The sequence below is a fragment of the Massilia sp. LMS1-1-1.1 genome (assembly GCF_040815535.1).
GTDB classification, from domain to species: Bacteria; Pseudomonadota; Gammaproteobacteria; order Burkholderiales; family Burkholderiaceae_D; genus Janthinobacterium; species Janthinobacterium aestuarii.
Genome location: NZ_JBFPNG010000001.1, coordinates 1,378,441 through 1,396,213 on the forward strand (window position 1 = coordinate 1,378,441; position 17,773 = coordinate 1,396,213).

Annotated in this window: 17 protein-coding genes; 11 read left to right on the forward strand and 6 right to left on the reverse strand. The window is 64.4% G+C overall.

Annotated features, from left to right (window positions below; translation table 11 throughout):
* Positions 1 to 70 precede the first annotated feature (70 nt).
* Together MRBLMS1_RS06415 and MRBLMS1_RS06420 are read left to right on the forward strand one after the other, a co-directional pair.
* The gene (locus tag MRBLMS1_RS06415) at positions 71 to 733 is read left to right on the forward strand and encodes a TetR/AcrR family transcriptional regulator (RefSeq protein ID WP_456150584.1); all 663 of its coding nucleotides are present in this window, start codon (positions 71 to 73) and stop codon (positions 731 to 733) included.
* Positions 734 to 829: 96 nt separating this feature from the next.
* Positions 830 to 1,201, forward strand: a complete 372-nt coding sequence (locus MRBLMS1_RS06420) for a hypothetical protein (RefSeq protein ID WP_485878428.1) — start codon at positions 830 to 832, stop codon at positions 1,199 to 1,201.
* A 62-nt stretch (positions 1,202 to 1,263) separates the two neighbouring features.
* Here MRBLMS1_RS06420 and scpC read toward each other — a convergent pair whose 3' ends face one another.
* Positions 1,264 to 2,760: a succinyl-CoA:acetate CoA-transferase ScpC gene (gene scpC / locus MRBLMS1_RS06425; RefSeq protein ID WP_485878429.1), complete on the reverse strand. Its 1,497-nt coding sequence runs from the start codon at positions 2,758 to 2,760 to the stop codon at positions 1,264 to 1,266.
* 159 nt (positions 2,761 to 2,919) lie between these two features.
* On the opposite strand from scpC, the gene MRBLMS1_RS06430 reads away from it, so the two are divergent.
* A complete protein-coding gene (locus tag MRBLMS1_RS06430) occupies positions 2,920 to 3,813 on the forward strand; it encodes a LysR substrate-binding domain-containing protein (RefSeq protein WP_485878430.1) in 894 nt (297 codons plus the stop codon).
* A 51-nt stretch (positions 3,814 to 3,864) separates the two neighbouring features.
* Here the strand turns inward: MRBLMS1_RS06430 and fucP are convergent, their stop codons facing one another.
* Positions 3,865 to 5,166, reverse strand: a complete 1,302-nt coding sequence (gene fucP / locus MRBLMS1_RS06435) for an L-fucose:H+ symporter permease (protein WP_485878432.1) — start codon at positions 5,164 to 5,166, stop codon at positions 3,865 to 3,867.
* Positions 5,167 to 5,602: 436 nt separating this feature from the next.
* Here fucP and MRBLMS1_RS06440 point away from each other — a divergent pair, with 436 nt between their 5' ends.
* Both MRBLMS1_RS06440 and MRBLMS1_RS06445 read left to right on the forward strand, forming a co-directional pair.
* Entirely contained in the window at positions 5,603 to 5,836 is a 234-nt protein-coding gene (locus MRBLMS1_RS06440) for a DUF3563 family protein (RefSeq protein WP_080698581.1), read from the forward strand.
* Positions 5,837 to 5,945: 109 nt separating this feature from the next.
* The gene (locus MRBLMS1_RS06445; RefSeq protein ID WP_485878435.1) at positions 5,946 to 6,473 is read left to right on the forward strand and encodes an NADPH-dependent FMN reductase; all 528 of its coding nucleotides are present in this window, start codon (positions 5,946 to 5,948) and stop codon (positions 6,471 to 6,473) included.
* A gap of 58 nt (positions 6,474 to 6,531) precedes the next feature.
* Here MRBLMS1_RS06445 and MRBLMS1_RS06450 read toward each other — a convergent pair whose 3' ends face one another.
* The 4 genes from MRBLMS1_RS06450 to MRBLMS1_RS06465 all read right to left on the reverse strand — a co-directional run bounded on the left by MRBLMS1_RS06450 (position 6,532) and on the right by MRBLMS1_RS06465 (position 11,290).
* Positions 6,532 to 8,238 (reverse strand): lactate permease LctP family transporter, encoded by a 1,707-nt coding sequence (locus tag MRBLMS1_RS06450; protein ID WP_319992970.1) that lies wholly within the window; start codon positions 8,236 to 8,238, stop codon positions 6,532 to 6,534.
* Between the two features lie 93 nt (positions 8,239 to 8,331).
* Positions 8,332 to 9,777, reverse strand: coding sequence for a LutB/LldF family L-lactate oxidation iron-sulfur protein (locus MRBLMS1_RS06455; RefSeq protein WP_485878437.1), 1,446 nt, complete (start codon positions 9,775 to 9,777; stop codon positions 8,332 to 8,334).
* Positions 9,774 to 10,490 (reverse strand): LutC/YkgG family protein, encoded by a 717-nt coding sequence (locus tag MRBLMS1_RS06460; RefSeq protein WP_485878439.1) that lies wholly within the window; start codon positions 10,488 to 10,490, stop codon positions 9,774 to 9,776. The genes MRBLMS1_RS06455 and MRBLMS1_RS06460 overlap by 4 nt, the downstream gene beginning before the upstream one ends.
* Positions 10,487 to 11,290: a (Fe-S)-binding protein gene (locus tag MRBLMS1_RS06465; protein ID WP_485878441.1), complete on the reverse strand. Its 804-nt coding sequence runs from the start codon at positions 11,288 to 11,290 to the stop codon at positions 10,487 to 10,489. The genes MRBLMS1_RS06460 and MRBLMS1_RS06465 overlap by 4 nt, the downstream gene beginning before the upstream one ends.
* Positions 11,291 to 11,442: 152 nt before the next feature.
* Between MRBLMS1_RS06465 and MRBLMS1_RS06470 the strand changes: the two genes are divergently transcribed.
* The 6 genes from MRBLMS1_RS06470 to MRBLMS1_RS06495 all read left to right on the forward strand — a co-directional run bounded on the left by MRBLMS1_RS06470 (position 11,443) and on the right by MRBLMS1_RS06495 (position 17,725).
* Positions 11,443 to 12,144 carry a FadR/GntR family transcriptional regulator gene (locus tag MRBLMS1_RS06470; protein WP_223278799.1) on the forward strand — a complete coding sequence of 234 codons (702 nt, stop codon included), beginning with the start codon at positions 11,443 to 11,445 and terminating at the stop codon, positions 12,142 to 12,144.
* 107 nt (positions 12,145 to 12,251) lie between these two features.
* Positions 12,252 to 12,665, forward strand: a complete 414-nt coding sequence (locus MRBLMS1_RS06475) for a hypothetical protein (protein ID WP_485878443.1) — start codon at positions 12,252 to 12,254, stop codon at positions 12,663 to 12,665.
* A 240-nt stretch (positions 12,666 to 12,905) separates the two neighbouring features.
* On the forward strand, positions 12,906 to 13,697 hold the full coding sequence (locus MRBLMS1_RS06480) for a TorF family putative porin (RefSeq protein ID WP_485878445.1): 792 nt from the start codon (positions 12,906 to 12,908) through the stop codon (positions 13,695 to 13,697).
* Between the two features lie 57 nt (positions 13,698 to 13,754).
* On the forward strand, positions 13,755 to 15,818 hold the full coding sequence (locus MRBLMS1_RS06485) for a methyl-accepting chemotaxis protein (RefSeq protein WP_485878447.1): 2,064 nt from the start codon (positions 13,755 to 13,757) through the stop codon (positions 15,816 to 15,818).
* Positions 15,819 to 15,959: 141 nt separating this feature from the next.
* Complete coding sequence (locus tag MRBLMS1_RS06490; RefSeq protein WP_485878449.1) at positions 15,960 to 16,568, forward strand: hypothetical protein; 609 nt, start codon at positions 15,960 to 15,962, stop codon at positions 16,566 to 16,568.
* 128 nt (positions 16,569 to 16,696) lie between these two features.
* Positions 16,697 to 17,725 (forward strand): acyl-CoA dehydrogenase family protein, encoded by a 1,029-nt coding sequence (locus MRBLMS1_RS06495; RefSeq protein ID WP_485878450.1) that lies wholly within the window; start codon positions 16,697 to 16,699, stop codon positions 17,723 to 17,725.
* Positions 17,726 to 17,773: the final 48 nt, after the last annotated feature.

Genomic DNA, 17,773 nt, shown 5'->3' on the forward strand with positions numbered 1-17,773 from the left:
ATGCCAGACACATTAGCGGCCCGTCGCCCCCCTATAATTCCTGCTTTTATAGAGTCGCCAGGAAAGAGTCGTGGACAAGAAGCTGACCAATATTCAGGAAAGAAAATTACGCGAGGCGCAGGCGCGGCGCGAGCACATCATCGACGTCGTCAAAGACCTCATCAAGAAGGGCGGCGCGCGCGCCGTCTCCATCCGCAAGGTGGCCGAGGCGGCCGGCTTTTCCACCACCGTCGTGTACGCCCTGTTCCGCGACAAAGCCACCCTGATCGCCCAGGCCATGGACAAGGACTTGCTGGAACTGGTGCGCGCCATGCGCACGGCCTGCGACACCAGCACCGATCCATGGGAACGCATCAGCCTGGTCGGCCGCGCCTATATTGAGTATGGTTTCCAGCACCCCGACGAGTATTCGCTGATCTTCATGGAGCTGCGCCCGCACGCGGAAGTCGACGCCGTCGATGTGGAACACGGCAATATCGAACAAGACCCGTATGCCTACGCGCTGCACCTGTTCGGCGAGCTGGCGCAAACGGGCCAGGTGCGCCAGGACGAGCCGGCGCTGCACACGATGACGCAAATCTTCTGGCAATCGCTGCACGGCCTCGTGTCGCTGCGCATCGTCATGGATGCGGGCGACCCATGGACGCCGCACCCGGAAATGAACGCGCATATCGACGACTTGCTCGCCGTCGTCACGGCAGGCATCCGCCTGCGCTTCGCACCGCCCTCCTGACGTTTGATCCAGCGCAAACCAGGCGGACGGAAAAGGCGGACAGTCGAGTGAAGCCGCCTGCGCCGATGCAGCGCGGCTTGCGCGAAGGAGTGCGAGATGAACGAAGCCTATTCCACGGACCGGCTTGACAAACAGCAAAGCGCGAACAATGCTGTACGCATGGAAGCGCGCCTGACAAAACTGGAAACGGACCGGGAACATGACCGGCTATGGTTCAAGACCCTGGAACAGCGTCTTGACGAAGGCCTCGATAAGGTACGCACGGAATTGCACGACGAATCACAGCTGCTGCGCGCCGACCTGACGCAATTTCGCGGCGACTTGCGCGGCGACTGCCACGCCCTGCGCACGGAACTGGGCGACATCCGCAAGCACATGCACACCCACTTCCTGTGGTTCATGGGCATACAGGCCACCACCACGTTTGCCCTGCTGGGCCTGGGCGCCAAGGCGCTGCATATGTACTGAGGAAAGTAAAAAGGCAGGTGCGGTGCCGCACCGCCCTGCCCTGCCTTTGCGCTGACGAGGATTTACTGCGCTGCCAGCATGCTCTGTGTTTCCTGGTAGCGTGTATGCCACGACAGCGCCTCTTGCAGGATGTGCGGCGTGTGGCCGCCACGCTGGCATGCCGCATCGTAATAAGCACGCAGCTGCGCGCGGTAATCGGGATGCGTGCAGCGCTCGATGATCAACGGTGCCCGTTCACGCGGCGCCAGGCCGCGCAAGTCCGCAAAACCCCACTCCGTCACCAGCACGTCGACGTCATGCTCCGTGTGGTCCACATGCGAGACCATCGGCACGACGCTGGAAATGCGCCCGCCCTTGGCCGCCGATTTCGACACGAACATCGACACTTGCCCATTGCGCGCGAAGTCGCCCGAGCCGCCGATGCCGTTCATCATGTGCGTGCCGCACACGTGCGTGGAATTGACGTTGCCGTAGATATCGAACTCGAGCGCCGTGTTCAGCGCGATGATGCCCAGGCGGCGCACGATCTCGGGATGGTTGCTGATCTCTTGCGGGCGCAGCACGATTTTCGAGCGGTAATGGTCGATATTGTCCATCAGCTTTTGATGCACGGCGGCCGACAGGGTGATCGACGAAGCCGAGGCAAACGCCAGCTGGCCCGAATCGAGCAGCTCGATGGCGCTGTCCTGCAGCACTTCGGAATACATGGTCATGTTCTGGAAAGGCGAACCGATCAGGCCATGCAGCACGGCGTTGGCGATGGTGCCGATGCCCGCCTGCAGCGGCAGCAATTCCGGCCCCATGCGCCCGGCCGCCACTTCGCCTTGCAGGAAGGCGATCACATGGCCGGCGATCGCCTGCGTTTCCGCGTCGGGCGGCAAGGCGTTCGACGGGCTGTCGGGACTGTCCGTGATGACGATGGCGGCGATGCGGGCCGGGTCGATGGCGATGGCCGTGCTGCCCAGGCGCTGGTCCACGCGCGTGAGGGGAATCGGCTCGCGCCCCGGCAAGGTTTGCGGTATATAGATGTCGTGCAAGCCTTCCAGCGCCAGCGGCGTGGACAGGTTGATCTCGATGATCACCTGCGTGGCCTGCTGGGCAAAGGCGGCGGAGTTGCCCACCGACATGGTCGGGATGATGGCGCCGGCCGCCGTGATGGCCGTCGCTTCGATGACGGCGATATCGACGGCGGCCAGGTTGCCCGAACGCAGCTGCTCGGCCGTTTCCGACAGATGCTGGTCGATGAACATGACTTCGCCGTTGTTGATCTTGCCGCGCAAGACAGGGTCGACCTGAAACGGCATGCGGCGCGCCAGCACGCCCGCTTCAGCCATCAGGCCGTCGCTGCCATTGCCCAGCGAAGCGCCCGTGATCAGGGTCAGGCTCAAGGGGTCTTGCAGGGCGCGCTCGGCCAGCGCGCGCGGCAGGGCCTTGGCGTCGCCGGCACGGGTAAAACCGCTCATGCCGACACGCATGCCGTTATGGAACAATTTGGCTGCCTCATCGGCGCTCATGATTTTGCCGAGCAAGCCTGGGTGGCGGATACGGTCTTCGTACATCTGATGCTCCTGATCTTCTTCATATTCTCAAACTGGATGGCTGTCATACACCAGCCCCATAAGTGGAATCAGTATAAAATCGCGGTCACATGCATGGCATGAATTAATTTCGTCATATTCAGTCGATATTTTCATGCCTTGCCAACGCCGAGCCTCCTCTTGGATATCCGTTCCCTGCGCTATTTCGTCGAAACCGTGCGCCTGTCGAGCTTTACGCAGGCGGCCGAATCGCTGCACCTGACCCAGTCGACCATCAGCAAGATGGTGCGCCAGCTGGAAGATGAAGTGGGCGCGCAGCTGCTGGTGCGCGACGGGCGCAAGCTGACCCTGACGGACACGGGCCGCATCGTCTACCAGCATGGCCAGGAAATGCTGGCCAATATGCGCCAGCTGACCCTGGAAGTGCGCGACACCCAGGCCTTGCAGCGCGGCAGCCTGACGGTGGGCATCCCGCCCATGATCAATGTGCTGTTCACACCTGTGTTAAAAGCCTTCCGCGCGCGCCACCCGCACATCAGCCTGACCCTGCAGGAAGACACGGGCCAGCAGATCGAGCGCCAGGTGGCGGCCGGCGAGCTGGAAATCGGCATGACGGTGCTGCCGGCCGACCCGGAACTCGATCTCGTGACCGTGGAAGTGGCCAACTACCCGATCTGGGCCTTGGCCGAGCCGGGCACGTTCCAGAAAAACCGCACGACCCTGCCCTTCAAGGCACTGGCCAACTTGCCGCTGGTGTTGTTAAAGGATGATTTCGCGCTGACGCGCAGCCTGCGCCAGCATTTCGCGCAAGCGGGCTTTGCACCGACCATCGCGGCCCAGAGCGGCCAGTGGGACTGGCTGGTGGCGATGGCCTCGGCGGGCCTGGGCGTGGCCCTGCTGCCCGAGCCGTTCATCCACCGCCTGGCCGGCGAACCGCTGGAGGCGGTGCGCATCGTCGAGCCGGAGGTGGCGTGGCAGGTGGCGCATATCTGGAGCGGGCGCTATCTGTCGCATGCGGCGCGCGCCTGGCTCGAGGTATGCCAGGACGTGCTGGGTACGCAGTTCGCGCACTGACGTAAAAAAGGGTGGCCGAGGCCACCCTTTTGCTTGATCACGCCACCTTGCTTACTTGGCGCTGTCGTTGTACATGCTGGCGTACTTCCAGCCGAAGTACAGAATGAAGGTGTAGCACAGGGCCGGCACGAGGAAGGACAGTTGCAGGTTGATGTGGTCGGCCAGGAAGCCCTGGATGAACGGCACGATGGCGCCGCCGACGATGGCCATGCAGAGGATGCCCGAACCTTGTCCCGTTTGCGCACCCAGCTTGTTCAAGGCCATGCTGAAGATGGTCGGGAACATGATGGAGTTGAACAGGCCGACGGCGATCAAGGCCCACATGGCCGTGTGACCGCTGGAGAACACGGCGACGAGGATCAGCGCGATGACGACGGCGGCGTTGAAGGCCAGCGTCTTGCCCGGGCTGACATAGCGCATCACGGCGAAGCCGACGAAGCGGCCCAGCATGGCGCCACCCCAGTAATAGCTGACGAAATAGGCGGCGTCGGCGTGGCTCAGGCCCGCGATATGGCTCTCGCCCAGGAAGTTGATCAGGAAGCTGCCGATACTGACTTCACCGCCCACGTACAGGAAGATGGCCAGCGCGCCCAGCACCAAATGGCGGTGCGACCAGATCGAGACCTTGTGGCCATCGTGCGCCAGGGCGGCGGCATCGTCGGCATGCGAAATCTTCGGCAATTTCGCCAGCGCGAACAGCACGGCCAGGATCACCAGGGTAGCGGCCAGCACCAGGTACGGGCCCTGCACGGAGGCAGCTTCCTTGGCGCGGTAAGCCAGTTGCTCGGCCGCCGGCAGCAGGTCGAACTGCTGCACCGTCAGCACGGTACCCGACAAGATCAGCATGCCGCCCAGCGCAGGCGCCACGGTGGTGCCCAGCGCGTTGAACGCTTGCGTCAAGGTCAAACGGCTCGACGCCGTCTGCTGGTCGCCCAGTTCCGTCACGTACGGGTTGGCCGCCACCTGCAGCACGGTGATGCCGGCCGCCAGGATGAAGAAGGACAGCAGGAACAGCGCGTAGCTGCCGGTCGACGCCGGGTAGAACATGGCGCAGCCGGCGGCCGCGATCAGCAGGCCGGCGACGACGCCGCGCTGGTAGCCGATCTTCTTGATCAGCATGCCGGCCGGCAGCGAAACGATGGCGTAGGCGCCAAAGAAGCAGAACTGCACCAGCATCGCCTGCACATACGTCAGGGTGTAGATCGAACGCAGATGGGGAATCAGCACATCATTGAGCGATGTCAGCAGTCCCCACATGAAAAACAGCACCGTGACAATGATCAGGGCGCCCGTATTGTTTTGCGTGCCGGCCTGTGCGGACGGTACGCCCTGGCCTTGCTTTACGTATTCCATACCTTCTCCATTTTTCAATTCCAAGTTGATCTTGCCTGGCATGGAAGCGTTTCCACCCGGGCAGCACCAGGACGCGCAAGCGCCACGCAGATATCAGCGTGGGCCATGACTGCCATCAGCGAAACAGGGGCGGACATGGCGATACTTGCGCGCGGCAGGCGCACGGCCGACCGTTTCTCGCCAAAATGATGTCTTGTGGGCGCGGCACGCCTGCGGGCTGCGTCAGAAAACAACATTCAGGACAAAACAGTCTTGTAGTAAAACTACGATACTGCGCCCGCATTATGCCTTAAAGCCCCGTATTGCGCAGCTTTCCCGCCTGTTATTCTAAAAATGAATAGCCGACATTTGAAATCAAAAGTAGCCTTATAACTTGGAATCGCTATACTTATATTGCAGTGCAGCACAACGCGGCACGCCACATAAGGAGTCTGCCATGTCTACCGCATTTACTTACCACACCACGCAAAACAGCAATATCGTCGCTACCCTGGTCCACGCCGCCAAACGTGTTGGCGCCTGGCTGAACCAAAGCAGCGACCGCCGCGAACGCGCTTACGAAGAAGCCTACCTGGCCGAATCGACCGACCGCTACGACCTGGAATACCGCATGCGCGAACTGGCACGTGCCAATCCGCAGCCAAGCTGGATGAGCGGTCTGAGCCGTTAAGATTGACGCAGTATTGCCGCAGTCCCCAGTCGCTCACCGGCTGTTGCAACATCGATAGCGCCATCCTGCTCGCCTTGCGCTTGAGCACAGGATGGGCTATACAGGCGGGATGCACACGCCCATTACCATTCTCGCCATCGCCGGCAGCCTGCGCGCTGCCTCGCTGAACACCGCCCTGCTGCGCGCCATCGCCGGGCTTGCGCCACCGCCATTCGACATCCGCATCTATACGGGACTCGGTGAGTTACCGCTGTTCAATCCCGACCTCGACGCCGACAGCCTGCCGGCCGTGACGGACTTGCGCGACGCCATCCTGGCGGCCGACGTGCTGATGCTGGCCAGCCCCGAGTACGCACACGGCGTGAGCGGCCCCATGAAAAACGCGCTGGACTGGATGGTGGGAAATGAATCGTTCATCGACAAGCCGCTGGTGCTGCTGAACGCCTCGCCGCGCGCCACGCATGCGCAGGCGGCCCTGCGCGAAACGGTAGTCACCATGTCGGCGCGCCTGATCGACGACGCCAGCATCAGCTTGCCGCTGCTGGGGTCGGGTCTCGATGCCGAGGGCATCGCTGCGGACCCGGCATTGCGCCGGGCCATCCTCGCTATGTTGCAGTGCATCAGGTCATTTTCATGACCGTCTGCACGTTTTACTGTCATTTCATCTAGTTTTACTACGTACTTCTACGGACCGCTCAATGCGGGATCATGCCGGTGAAGACGTAGGCCTGCAGCATGGTGATGATGCCGATGATGACGGCAAACAACAGACTGTGCTTCAAGGTAAAGCGGAACAGGTCCGATTCCTTGCCCACCAGGCCGGTCGCCGCGCAGGCGACGGCGATCGATTGGGGCGAGATCATCTTCGCCGTCACGCCGCCCGTCGTATTAGCCGCCACCATCAGGGTGTCGGAGACGCCGATCTGGTGCGCCGTCGTGTTTTGCAGGGAGCAGAACAAGGCGTTCGACGACGTGTCGGAACCCGTCAGGAAGACGCCCAGCCAGCCCAGGAACGGCGAGAAGAACGGGAAGGCGGCGCCGCTGCCGGCCAGCAGCAGGGCCAGGGTGGACGACATGCCCGAGTAATTGGCAACGAAGGCAAACGCCAGCACCAGGCCGATCGACAGCACGGGACGGCGCAACTCCACGATCGTTTCCACAAACGCCTTCAGACCATCGCGCGGCTTCATGCGCAGCATCAGCATCGACAGCACGGCCGTCAGCAAGATCGCCGTACCCACGGCCGACAGCAGATCGAGCTTGAACACGGCGTCATACGCCTTCGGCTCGGCCACGATGGGCATCGTCTTCATCACCAGCTTGTCGAGGTAAGGCACGTGGATCTTGATGACCAGGCTGGACAAGGCGCCGCCGGCGGCAAACAGGGCCTTGAAGCCGGGCAGGCTCCACACGGTAACGATGGCCGTCAACAGGCCGAATGGCGCCCAGGCGCGCATGGTCTGCGCCATCGTGTAGGGCGAGGCGGCGCGGTTGCCACCGCCGCGCACGGCCGCAGCACCGCCTGCGCCGCCAAAACCGGACAGCGCGGCCGTGCCGCCGCCGACGGCATGCGCCACTTTCGCATTCTTCGGCTGCCACACTTTCAGGAACAGGGTCAGCGACACCAGGCTGACGAGGGCCGAGGTGATGTCCGGCAGTTCAGGGCCGATATGGTTCGACGTGAAGTACTGGGTGACGGCAAAGCTCAAACCCGTCACCAGCGCGGCCGGCCACACTTCGCGCACGCCGCGGAAACCATCCATCATGAACACCAGCCAGAACGGCACCAGCAGCGACAGCAGCGGCAACTGGCGGCCCGCCATGGCGCCGATCAGGAAGGGGTCGATGCCCGTCACCTGACCCGCCACGATGATGGGGATGCCCATGGCGCCGAAGGCCACGGGCGCCGTGTTGGCGATCAGGCACAGGCCCGCCGCATACAGCGGGTTGAAGCCCAGGCCCACCAGCAAGGCCGAGGTAATCGCCACGGGCGCGCCGAAGCCGGCCGCCCCTTCCAGGAAGGCGCCGAAGGCAAAGCCGATCAACAGCACCTGCAGGCGCTGGTCGTCCGTGACCGACAGCACGGAGGCGCGGATGATGTCGATCTGCCCTGTTTTCACGACGATCTTGTACAGGAAGACGGCCGTGACGATGATCCAGGCGATCGGCCACAAGCCATACGCAAAGCCATAACCGGCCGCCGCCAGCGCCTGCGGCACGGGCATGCCATACGCAAAAATCGCCACGGCCAGCGCCAGCGCCAGGGTGACGGCGGCCGCCACATGTCCCTTGATGCGCAGCGCCGCCAGGGCGATGAAGAAGAAAATGATGGGAATGGCTGCCGCCAGCGACGACAGCCACAAGCTGCCGAGCGGTGTATAAAGTTGGGTCCAGGTTTGCATGTCGGGTCTCCTCCGGTGGATGCGGGTTAAGTGAAAAAACGGCTTTTGATGTAATTGTGTGTAGCGTGTTTTTTGCGGTGCTCCGGGAACGGGCTATTCTTCCTGCCCCCGTGCATTGAGCAGGTCGGCCAGGCTGCGCGGCGCCGGCGTCAAGGGCTTGCGGTGCTGCGTCCAGCCCAGCTGCGCGCGCGGCGTCAGCAGGCGCAGCCGCGTGGCGGCCCAGCGGAACAGCCGGTAGCTGGCGGGGCGCGCGAAGGCGCCGCTCCAGAAGCGCCAGATCAGGCTTTCGCCGCGGCTGAACGTGGCGCCCTGCCCGCGCAGCGGATGGCTGACTTCCTCATGCGGATTGCGGTTCGCTTCCGTGCGCAGGCGCACCAGCAGCTGTGGAATCGGAATGCGCACGGGGCACACTTCGCCGCAGGCGCCGCACAGGCTCGATGCGGTGGCCAGGTCCGCCGTCGCGTCGAGTCCCAGCAAGTGGGGCGAGATAATCTTGCCGATCGGCCCCGGATACGTGGTGCCGTAGGCGTGGCCGCCGATGCGCGTATAGACGGGACAGTGGTTCATGCAGGCGCCGCAGCGTATGCATTGCAAGGTGGCGCGCAGCTGCTCGTCGGCATAGGCCTGGCTGCGGCCGTTGTCGAGCAAGACCAGGTGCACTTCGCGCGGCCCATCTTTTTCACCGGCGCGGCGCGGGCCGGAAATCAGGTTGAAATACGTGGTGATGGCCTGCCCCGTCGCCGAGCGCGTCAGGAGGCTGGCCAGCGGCACGATATGTTCGAGCTTGGCCACGACCTTTTCCATGCCCATGATGGCGATGTGCACGTCCGGCACGGACGTCGTCAGCCGGCCATTGCCCTCGTTTTCCACCAGCCACAGGGTGCCCGTGTCGGCCGCCGCGAAGTTCACGCCCGACAGGCCGATATCGGCATCAACGAACGCCTGGCGCAGGGCGCGCCGCCCCGTCTGGATCAGGCTGTCGACGTCTTCCGTGTAGGGCGCGTCGGGAATATGCTCGGCGAACAGGCCGGCGATGTCGGCCTTCGTCTTGTGAATGGCCGGCATGACGATATGCGACGGCTTTTCGCCGGCCAGCTGCACGATGTACTCGCCCATGTCAGATTCCAGGCACGTCATGCCGCGCGCTTCCAGATAGTGATTGAGCTCGATTTCCTCGCTGGCCATCGACTTGCCCTTGATGAAGCGCGTCGCCCGGTTCCTTTCGGCGATGGCGTGGATGATGGCGTTGGCCTGCTCGCCATCCTCGGCCCAGTGCACCTGCACGCCGGCCGCCGTCAGCTTGTCTTCCAGCTGCACCAGCAAATCGGGCAGGCGCGCCAGCGCATGCCGGCGCACGGCTTCGCCGATGTCGCGCAGGCGTTCCAGCTCGTCGCCGTCGGGGAATTGCGTCTTGCGCTTGTCCTGTAAAAAATCCATGGCGCCGCGAAAGCTCTGGCGCAGTTTCGGGTCGTCCAGCGCGGCGCGGGCGCGCGCATGGAAATCGGCCGGCTTGACGAATTGCAGGGGCTTGGCGTTCATGGCTGCCCCCCTTCATGGGCGGACAAATCATCGATGATCAGTACCCACAGCCAGCGCGGGCCGTGCGCGCCATAGGCCAGCGTCTGCTGAATATCGGACGTTTTCGAGGGACCGGACACCAGCACCAGGTTGGCCGGCATGCCGTCCGCCCAGCGCTCGGCGCGCGCCGCCGCGTGCAAGTCCACGTGCAGGGTGCTCGCATACACGAGGCAGACATGCAGGGGTGGCGCCAGGGACACCGTGCGCGGCGTGGCCGCATCGGGTGCGATGACCAGGGTGCCCGTGGCGGCGATGCCGGAACGCGCGATGGTGAAACCCGCATCGACAGTGTCGAACAGTTCACTTTTCCACTGCGCCAGCGGACGCGTGAAAGACAGCGTCTCCACCGCAGGTGGCAAGGCGGCGCGCAAGGCCTGCCCTTCGGCGCTGCCGGTATCGAGCAGCAAACGGCGCACGCCGTGTTCACCGAGGCGCTGCGCCAGCAAGGCGGGCCAGGTGTCCACGCTCACGCAATCGACTTGCGCATGCGAGGCGCGCAAGGCGGCCTGCATGGCGGCGATCCTGTCCCGTGCCGGCAGCGGCGCTTGCGCGCGGCGTGCCAGGTAGTGCTGGTCGATGGCTGTATCGATGGCGTCCACCGCTTCCGGTGCGGCGGGCGCGGCGGCGCGCAAGCGCCCCAGCATGCGTTCGCGGGCGGTCAGGATCGCGCTCATGCCACGCCTCCCGTACGGCGCCACAGGAAGCTGGCCATATGCTCGACGGGTAGCGGCGCGCCCTGGTGCTGCGCGGCGTGGCCGATATTGAGCAGGCAGCCGCAGTCGGCCGAGACGAGCCGGTCGCAGCCCGTGGCGCAGGCCGAGGCGATCTTGTCGCTGACCATGGCGCCGGAAATATCGGGGTGCTTCAATGAAAACGTGCCGCCAAAGCCGCAGCATTCCGATTCGCGCTGGTGTTCGATGCGCGTCACGCCGGGCAAGGCGTCGACCAGGGCCACGCCGTGGATGCGCGTGCCCATCTCGCGGCGCGCACCGCACGAGGTATGCAGCACCACCGTTTCATCGGCCTGCGCGGCGGCACCCATGCCGGCAAGATCGAGCTTCAGCACGCAGACGAGAAATTCGCTCAGTTCATACACGCGTTCGGCCAGTTCTATCGCCTTCGGGCCGGCGACGGGGTCGTCCTGGAACAGCTGCGGCCAATGGTGGCGCATCATGCCGGCGCAGGAGCCGGAGGGCACGATCACGGGCCACGGCTGCGCAAACAGGTCGAGCTGGGCGCGGGCCACGGCGCGCGCCTGTTCCGGATTGCCGCTGCTGTAGGCGGGCTGGCCGCAGCAGCTCTGGCCGCGCGGATAATGCACCAGCAAGCCTTCCCGCTCCAGCAGGCGCACCGCGTCGAGGCCCGCCTGCGGCACGAACAGGTCGACCAGGCAGGTGGCGAACAGGTACACCTGCGGCGGTGGCGATGGATACTGGCGCGGCTGGCGCGGGTCTGGCTGCGGTTCTGGCGGCATGGCTGTGTCTCCCCGGCGCTCTGTGTGTTGCTGCGGCGCCGCTGTGTGTTGTTAAGAATGACCGGTTCACGCATAATTCCAGCTTCCGCGAGCCACTTCAAATTGCTCGGACCACTTTAAAACAACACCGGAAGACATCGATGGCGACAGGCATGCAAACGCGGGGCAGGGTCGAGATGGTGATGCGCAGGCTGGAGACCGCCCTGCTGGACGGCAGCTTGCCGGCGGGTGCGCAGCTGCCGGCCGAACGCCTGCTGGCGCAGCAATATGCAGTCTCGCGCAACACCGTGCGCGAAGCCGTGCAGCGGCTGGCGGCGCGGGGCCTCGTGCGCAGCCGGCGCGGTGCCGGCGTGTTCGTGACGGATCAATTGCGCACCGGCATGGCGTCGCCGTGGAGCCAGCTGGTGGCCGACCACCCGGCCCTGCGCGACGACATCCTCGAATTTCGCCGCGTGCTGGAAGGAGCGACCGCCTACTTTGCCGCGCAGCGGGCCAGCGGGGACGAGCGCGCGCAGATCATGGCGCTGCTGGGCGAGCTGGAACAGGCGCGCGCCAGCGACGACAAGCACGGCGAGGCGCAGGCCGACGCGCGGCTGCATGAAGTCATCGCGCAAGCGTCGCACAACACCATGTTTTTGCACTTGCACACCAGCATCATCGGCATGCTGCGCGAACACATCACCATCAACGGCACGGGCTTGCGCCAGCAGGATGACGCCACTTCGCTGCACCTGCTGTCGCAGCACCGCACCCTGTGCGTAGCGATCTGCGCCAGTCAGCCGGAAGAGGCGCGCACGGCCATGCAAAGCCACATCGATTTCGTGCGCACGCGCGTCACCAGTGATGACGATTGAGGCCACTGGTAGGACCAATATCTAGGATCAGTACCTAGGACCAGTACCTGCGCACAGCGGCGGCAAAAACTGCTAACATCGCGCGCCGCCCACTGATCCACCCTGCCATGACCGTCCTCGTCCACACCCATCCTCTGGTGCTCCAGCTGGAAAACGACTTGCTGCCCCTGTTCCGCGCCGCCCTGCCGCCACTTGCGGCCGCCGCGCCACGGGCGCTCGCCTCCGTCTTCGCCTTTTCCAGCGGCACGGCCAGCGCCTTCCAGGATTATCACTTCGGCATTTCCTGCCTGCTCGAAGACGTGCCCGATGATGCCCCGGAAGAAGTCGCGCTGCTGGTCAGCGTCACGGGCCTCGAGTCGGGTGCCCGGCTCAGCGCCCAGGTCGTCTGGGGCCAGCCATCGGGCCGGGTGGAAATGCAGGCCGAAGCGCTGGCAGATGACTTGCCAACCCTGCATGCCGCCCTGCCCGGCTTGCTGGCCGGCTTGCAACAGGCAGCCAGCCGGGGTGCACCAGCAAGATGACAGGTGCATGAAAAAGTGCCAGGAAACAACAACTTACGCTTTCCTGTACGCAACTTTGTTGACTTCCACTAGTCCCAGCCCCTATCCTTTCAGTTACGTTTGGTGAGAATGTGTGCATGTTCATGCGAGCATGCAGGCGGTATCGCCTTGTCTCTCAAAAAGTCCATTCCGCATTTTTATTGCAACCATCAGGGCAACGCGCCTGAACGGCCGCTGCCAGCAAATACGGAGCTGACTGCCATGCCATCGCACCACTATTTTCCTGCCACGTCCTTGCTCGGCTGCCTCCTGCTGCTGGCCGCCCTGCCCGTGCAGGCGCAGACCACGGACAGCCCCGCCGCCACCTTTACCGCCAATGCCAGTCTCACATCGCAATACATTTCGCGCGGCTTTCGCCAGACCTGGGGCAAGCCGGCGCTGCAGGCGGGGGCCGACTACGCGCACCCGAGCGGCTGGTCGCTGGGCACGTGGGCGTCCACCGTCAGCGACCGCTATATCGAGGATGCGACCATCGAATGGGACGTGTACGGCGGCTACAGCGGCACGGTCGGTGAACTCGGCTACAGCGTGCTGGCCTACTATTACAAGTATCCGGGCGCCGTCTACCGCGCCACGGGCGTGAAGTACGACTATGGCGAACTGTCGCTGGGCCTCAGCTACAAGATGCTGTACGCCAAGTACAACCATACCGTCACGCGGGATTTCTTCGGTATCAGCAATGCGCGCGGCACGGGCTACCTGGACGTGGGCGCGAATGTCGACCTGGGCAATGCCTGGACCTTGAATCTGCACGCCGGCAATGGCCGGGTGGCGGGCACGGGCAACGCCATGTGGAACTGGCGCGACGCCAAGATCGGTGTCACCCGGACCTTCGACGGCGGCTGGAGCGCCAGCGCCGCCGTCACGCGCGCCTGGGGTGCCACCGATGCCTACGACCATTACACCCTGGGCATCCCGAATGCGGCCGGCCAGTTCGACACGTCGAACCCCGCCGCGGCCACCTTCGTGCTGGCCATCAGCAAGACGTTCTAGGCGCGCCACCCGCGACGCCCATGACACCAATACCCCTCCCCATCAAGGAACAGCATCATGCAACTCTCACTGAACAGTAAAATCTGCGTCGCCGCCACCGCGCTCGCCATCCTCAGCCTGGGCGTCACGGCGGCCGTGATCGGCTACAAGAGCAGCGCCAGCGCCGAAGCGGCCGCGCTGGACCTGGCGCGCACGTCGGCGCGCGAAGTGGCGGGAGCATTGCAGGCGCGCATCGCCAGCAACCTGTCCAGCGTGTCCAGCCTGGCCGGCGCCATGCGCGGCACCAAAAGCGCCAGCCTGCCCCTGCAGCGCGAACAGATCAATGAACTGACCAAGGCGACGTTGATCAGTTCGGAAGACTTGCTGGGCTCGGCCGTGACGTGGGAGCCGAACGCGCTCGACGGCAAGGATGCGGATTTCGCCAACCAGAAGCCGTACTACGACGCCAGCGGCCGCTTCATGCCCTACTGGACGCGGGGCGCCGGCGGCAAGCTGCAAGTCGAACCCATCGTCTTCGACCCGAAACCGGGGGCCAACGACTGGTATGACGTGCCCAAGCGCACAGGCAAGACTTACTTTACAGAACCATACATCTACCCCGTCGATGGCAAGAATGTACTGATGGCCTCGCTGGTGGCGCCCATCATGATCGATGGCAGCTTCAAGGGCGTGGCCAGCGCCGACTTCATGCTTACGCGCCTGGCGAAAATCCTCGCCGACCTGAAAGTGATCGAGGGCGGCAAGCTGGCCCTGATCTCGAACGGCGGCCTGTACGCGAGCCACCCCGTGCCCGAGCGGCTGGGCAAGAAGGCCGACGACGTGCCGGCCGCCGGCCTGGAAAAGGTGCGCCAGGGCCAGCCGTATGAATACGAGGACGAGAAGGGCTACATCCATTTGCTGCAGCCGCTGCAGATCCACCCCGATATCGCGCCCTGGAGCGTGGAACTGAATTTCCCGAAAAGCGTGGCCACGGCCTCGGCGCGCGACCTGATGATCTACACCCTGATCGTCGCCCTGCTGTGCGCGGCGGCCACGGCCGGCATTCTGATCCTCGTCGTCAACCAGCTGACGCGTCCACTGCGTACCCTGGGCCGCACCATGACGGACCTGTCGAGCGGCGACGCCGATCTGCGCGTCAAGCTGGAAGTCAAGGGCACGGACGAGCTGGCCGTGATCGGCAAGGGTTTCAACGCCTTCGTGGAAAAGATCCACGCCGTACTGCTGCAAGTGCAAGCCAGCGCCGACAACGTGGCCCGCGCCAGCGCGGAAATTGCGCAAGGCAATAACGACCTGTCGGCCCGCACGGAACAGCAAGCCAGTTCGCTGGAAGAAACGGCCGCTTCGGTGGAAGAGCTGACGGGCACGGTCAAGGAAAACGCCGACCATGCGCGCCAGGCCAATCAACTGGCCGCGTCTGCATCCAGCGTGGCGCAAAAGAGCGGCGAAGTGGTCGGCAAGGTCATCGAGACGATGACGTCGATTAACGACTCGTCCAACAAGATCGTCGACATCATTTCGGTCATCGACGGCATCGCCTTCCAGACGAATATCCTGGCCTTGAACGCGGCCGTGGAAGCGGCGCGCGCGGGTGAACAGGGACGCGGTTTCGCCGTCGTCGCCACGGAAGTGCGCAACCTGGCGCAGCGCTCGGCGGCGGCCGCCAAGGAAATCAAGCTGCTGATCGACGATTCCGTCGGCAAGGTGGCGGCCGGCAGCAAGCTCGTCGACGAAGCGGGCGCCACCATGGAACAGGTAGTCGACAGCGTGCGCAAGGTGACCGCCATCATGGCCGACATCAGCGTCGCCACCACCGAGCAAAGCGACGGCATCGCCCAGGTCAACCAGGCGCTGGCGCAAATGGATGGCGTGACGCAGCAAAACGCGGCCCTCGTCGAGGAAGCGGCGGCCGCCGCCGAAAGCCTGCAGGACCAGGCCAGCCATTTGGCTAACGTGGTCAGCGTCTTCAAGCTGGGCGCACAGCAACAAACGACACCACCGGTGGTGCCGACGGCGACAAAAGCAGCGCCGCCGCCAGCCAAGCGCCTGAGCGTTGCCAAGCCGGCGCCCACGGAAAGAGCGCAGGCCAAGGCACCTGCTGGCGATGATTGGGAAGAGTTTTAAGCCTGTCTTGCCAGGCGGCTGCGAGTGCCCTTGATCTATATCAAGTCACGAATACATTCGGTGAGAATTGCCCCTGATCCATCCTTTTATACTGTTGCCGCGTCTACGGCACGCATGCTTGCCGGAATAAAAGGATGGAGCATGAAAAAATTCGTGGCAATATTCCTGACATCAAGCACGGCACTGCTGGCTGGCTGCGGCGGTGGCGGCAGCAGTGATCCAGGCAATTCCAATGCCGGCTCGACCCTGGCACCCTACGTCGGTACCTGGCAAGCGCCGTGCGACGAACATGAACGCCAGACCATGGTGGTCGCAGCCAAGGCCGATGGCAGCGGCGCGATGGAACTGACCTCCACCATCGAAACCTATCTCAAGACCGGCTGCAGCGGCATCTTGCTGGGCACGGAAACCATGACCGCAAAGATGAGCGCGACACCGGATGGCGTGGCCGATGTTCTCGTCAAGCTGACGGAAAACGGCGCCGCCAGCAACGTGCGCATCGACAAGCTGAATCTGTCCATGCCCGCCTATGCCTTCAACGTCACGGGACCTGGCGTGCAATACGTGAAGAAAGATGGCAAACAGCAATGGTGCATCGAATATGACGGCGGCTCCACCTGCCTGCTCGACGAAGGCATGCGCCCGGCGCAAACCATCAAAGGCGGCATCCTCTTGCGCGACAACAAGCTCTACACCTTCTCGCATAACGGCACCAGCTATGAGCCCGACATGCTGTACGTAAAAAAATAAGCGCGTGACTGGCTGCGGGGTCCATGGCCCTGCAGCTTCACGGCCTCGAGCCCGTCAGCGAGGGTAGGTGTAGAATCGAACGGACATTGCAAAAGCAGAAAGCCATCCTGTTAAAAAAGGAGCTTGCCATGTCGACCCACGCTTTCTCCCTGCCATCCGACGCCGCGCTGGCCACCCTGCTGCAGCCACAGGATAGCGCCTTCACCCCCATCGACGGCTTGCGGCGCCTGCACGACGCGGGCCTGGACCAGCTGCCCCTGCCCGGCCACGGCGCCACCCTGCGGCGCTGGCAAATGCTGGCCGCCATCGCCGCCATCGACCTGTCCCTGCTCAAGCTGTATGAAAGCCATACCGATGCGCTGGCCATCATGGCGGAAATCGACGGCCCCGGTGCGCCGGCCGGCAGCCGCTGGGGCGTGTGGTGCGCGGAGCTGCCGGGCGCGCGCGTCACGCTGCAGCAAACGGCGGATGGCCGCCATGTGCTCGATGGCCGCAAGGCATGGTGTTCCGGTGCGAGTGACCTCAGCCATGCATTGATCAGCTGCTGGAACGCCGAGGGCCAGGCTTGCCTTGCCTCCGTGGCGCTGTCGCAGCCGGGCGTGCACGTCACCGATGAAGGCTGGCACGCCGTCGGCATGGCGGCCTGCGACAGCGTCGACGTGAGCTTTTCCGCCGCGCGCGCCTTCCCCGTGGGCGCACCGGGCGCCTACCTGGAACGCCCCGGCTACTGGCATGGCGGCGCGGGCATCGCGGCCGCCTGGTATGGTGCGGCCTGCGCCATCGCCGGCCACCTGCATGTGCGCGCGCAGCATGCCGCCCCCGATCCTGTGCGCCTGGCGCAACTGGGCCAGATCGACTGCGCCTTGCGCGCGGCCGGCGCCCTGCTGCGCGAAGGCGCCGCCGAGATTGACGCGCATCCGCAACGCGATGCGATGGCCCTGGCGCTGCGCCTGCGCCTGGCCGTGGAAGACGCGGCCCCCCTGGTCCTGCACCTGACCACGCGCGCGCTGGGCGCCGGTCCCCTGTGCCGCGATACCCATTTCGCGCGCCTGGCGGCCGACCTGCCCGTGTTCCTGCGCCAGAGCCATGCGGAACGCGATCAGGCCGTGCTGGGCGGCATCGTCGCCGGCGCGCAAGAACATCCGTGGATGCTGTAACGCGCGCGGGCAAAAAAATCGCCGGACCGGATGGATTCCGGGCCGGCG

What these genes read in the sequence shown, in the direction of transcription:
- MRBLMS1_RS06475 (WP_485878443.1), top strand. Translation starts at nt 12,252, where the DNA reads ATGACCGTCCTCGTCCACACCCATCCTCTGGTGCTCCAGCTGGAAAAC.
- MRBLMS1_RS06480 (WP_485878445.1), top strand. Translation starts at nt 12,906, where the DNA reads ATGCCATCGCACCACTATTTTCCTGCCACGTCCTTGCTCGGCTGCCTC.
- fucP (WP_485878432.1), bottom strand. Translation starts at nt 5,166, where the DNA reads ATGGAATACGTAAAGCAAGGCCAGGGCGTACCGTCCGCACAGGCCGGC.
- MRBLMS1_RS06485 (WP_485878447.1), top strand. Translation starts at nt 13,755, where the DNA reads ATGCAACTCTCACTGAACAGTAAAATCTGCGTCGCCGCCACCGCGCTC.
- scpC (WP_485878429.1), bottom strand. Translation starts at nt 2,760, where the DNA reads ATGTACGAAGACCGTATCCGCCACCCAGGCTTGCTCGGCAAAATCATG.
- MRBLMS1_RS06460 (WP_485878439.1), bottom strand. Translation starts at nt 10,490, where the DNA reads ATGAGCGCGATCCTGACCGCCCGCGAACGCATGCTGGGGCGCTTGCGC.
- MRBLMS1_RS06440 (WP_080698581.1), top strand. Translation starts at nt 5,603, where the DNA reads ATGTCTACCGCATTTACTTACCACACCACGCAAAACAGCAATATCGTC.
- MRBLMS1_RS06420 (WP_485878428.1), top strand. Translation starts at nt 830, where the DNA reads ATGAACGAAGCCTATTCCACGGACCGGCTTGACAAACAGCAAAGCGCG.
- MRBLMS1_RS06455 (WP_485878437.1), bottom strand. Translation starts at nt 9,777, where the DNA reads ATGAACGCCAAGCCCCTGCAATTCGTCAAGCCGGCCGATTTCCATGCG.
- MRBLMS1_RS06465 (WP_485878441.1), bottom strand. Translation starts at nt 11,290, where the DNA reads ATGCCGCCAGAACCGCAGCCAGACCCGCGCCAGCCGCGCCAGTATCCA.
- MRBLMS1_RS06450 (WP_319992970.1), bottom strand. Translation starts at nt 8,238, where the DNA reads ATGCAAACCTGGACCCAACTTTATACACCGCTCGGCAGCTTGTGGCTG.
- MRBLMS1_RS06470 (WP_223278799.1), top strand. Translation starts at nt 11,443, where the DNA reads ATGCAAACGCGGGGCAGGGTCGAGATGGTGATGCGCAGGCTGGAGACC.
- MRBLMS1_RS06490 (WP_485878449.1), top strand. Translation starts at nt 15,960, where the DNA reads ATGAAAAAATTCGTGGCAATATTCCTGACATCAAGCACGGCACTGCTG.
- MRBLMS1_RS06495 (WP_485878450.1), top strand. Translation starts at nt 16,697, where the DNA reads ATGTCGACCCACGCTTTCTCCCTGCCATCCGACGCCGCGCTGGCCACC.
- MRBLMS1_RS06445 (WP_485878435.1), top strand. Translation starts at nt 5,946, where the DNA reads ATGCACACGCCCATTACCATTCTCGCCATCGCCGGCAGCCTGCGCGCT.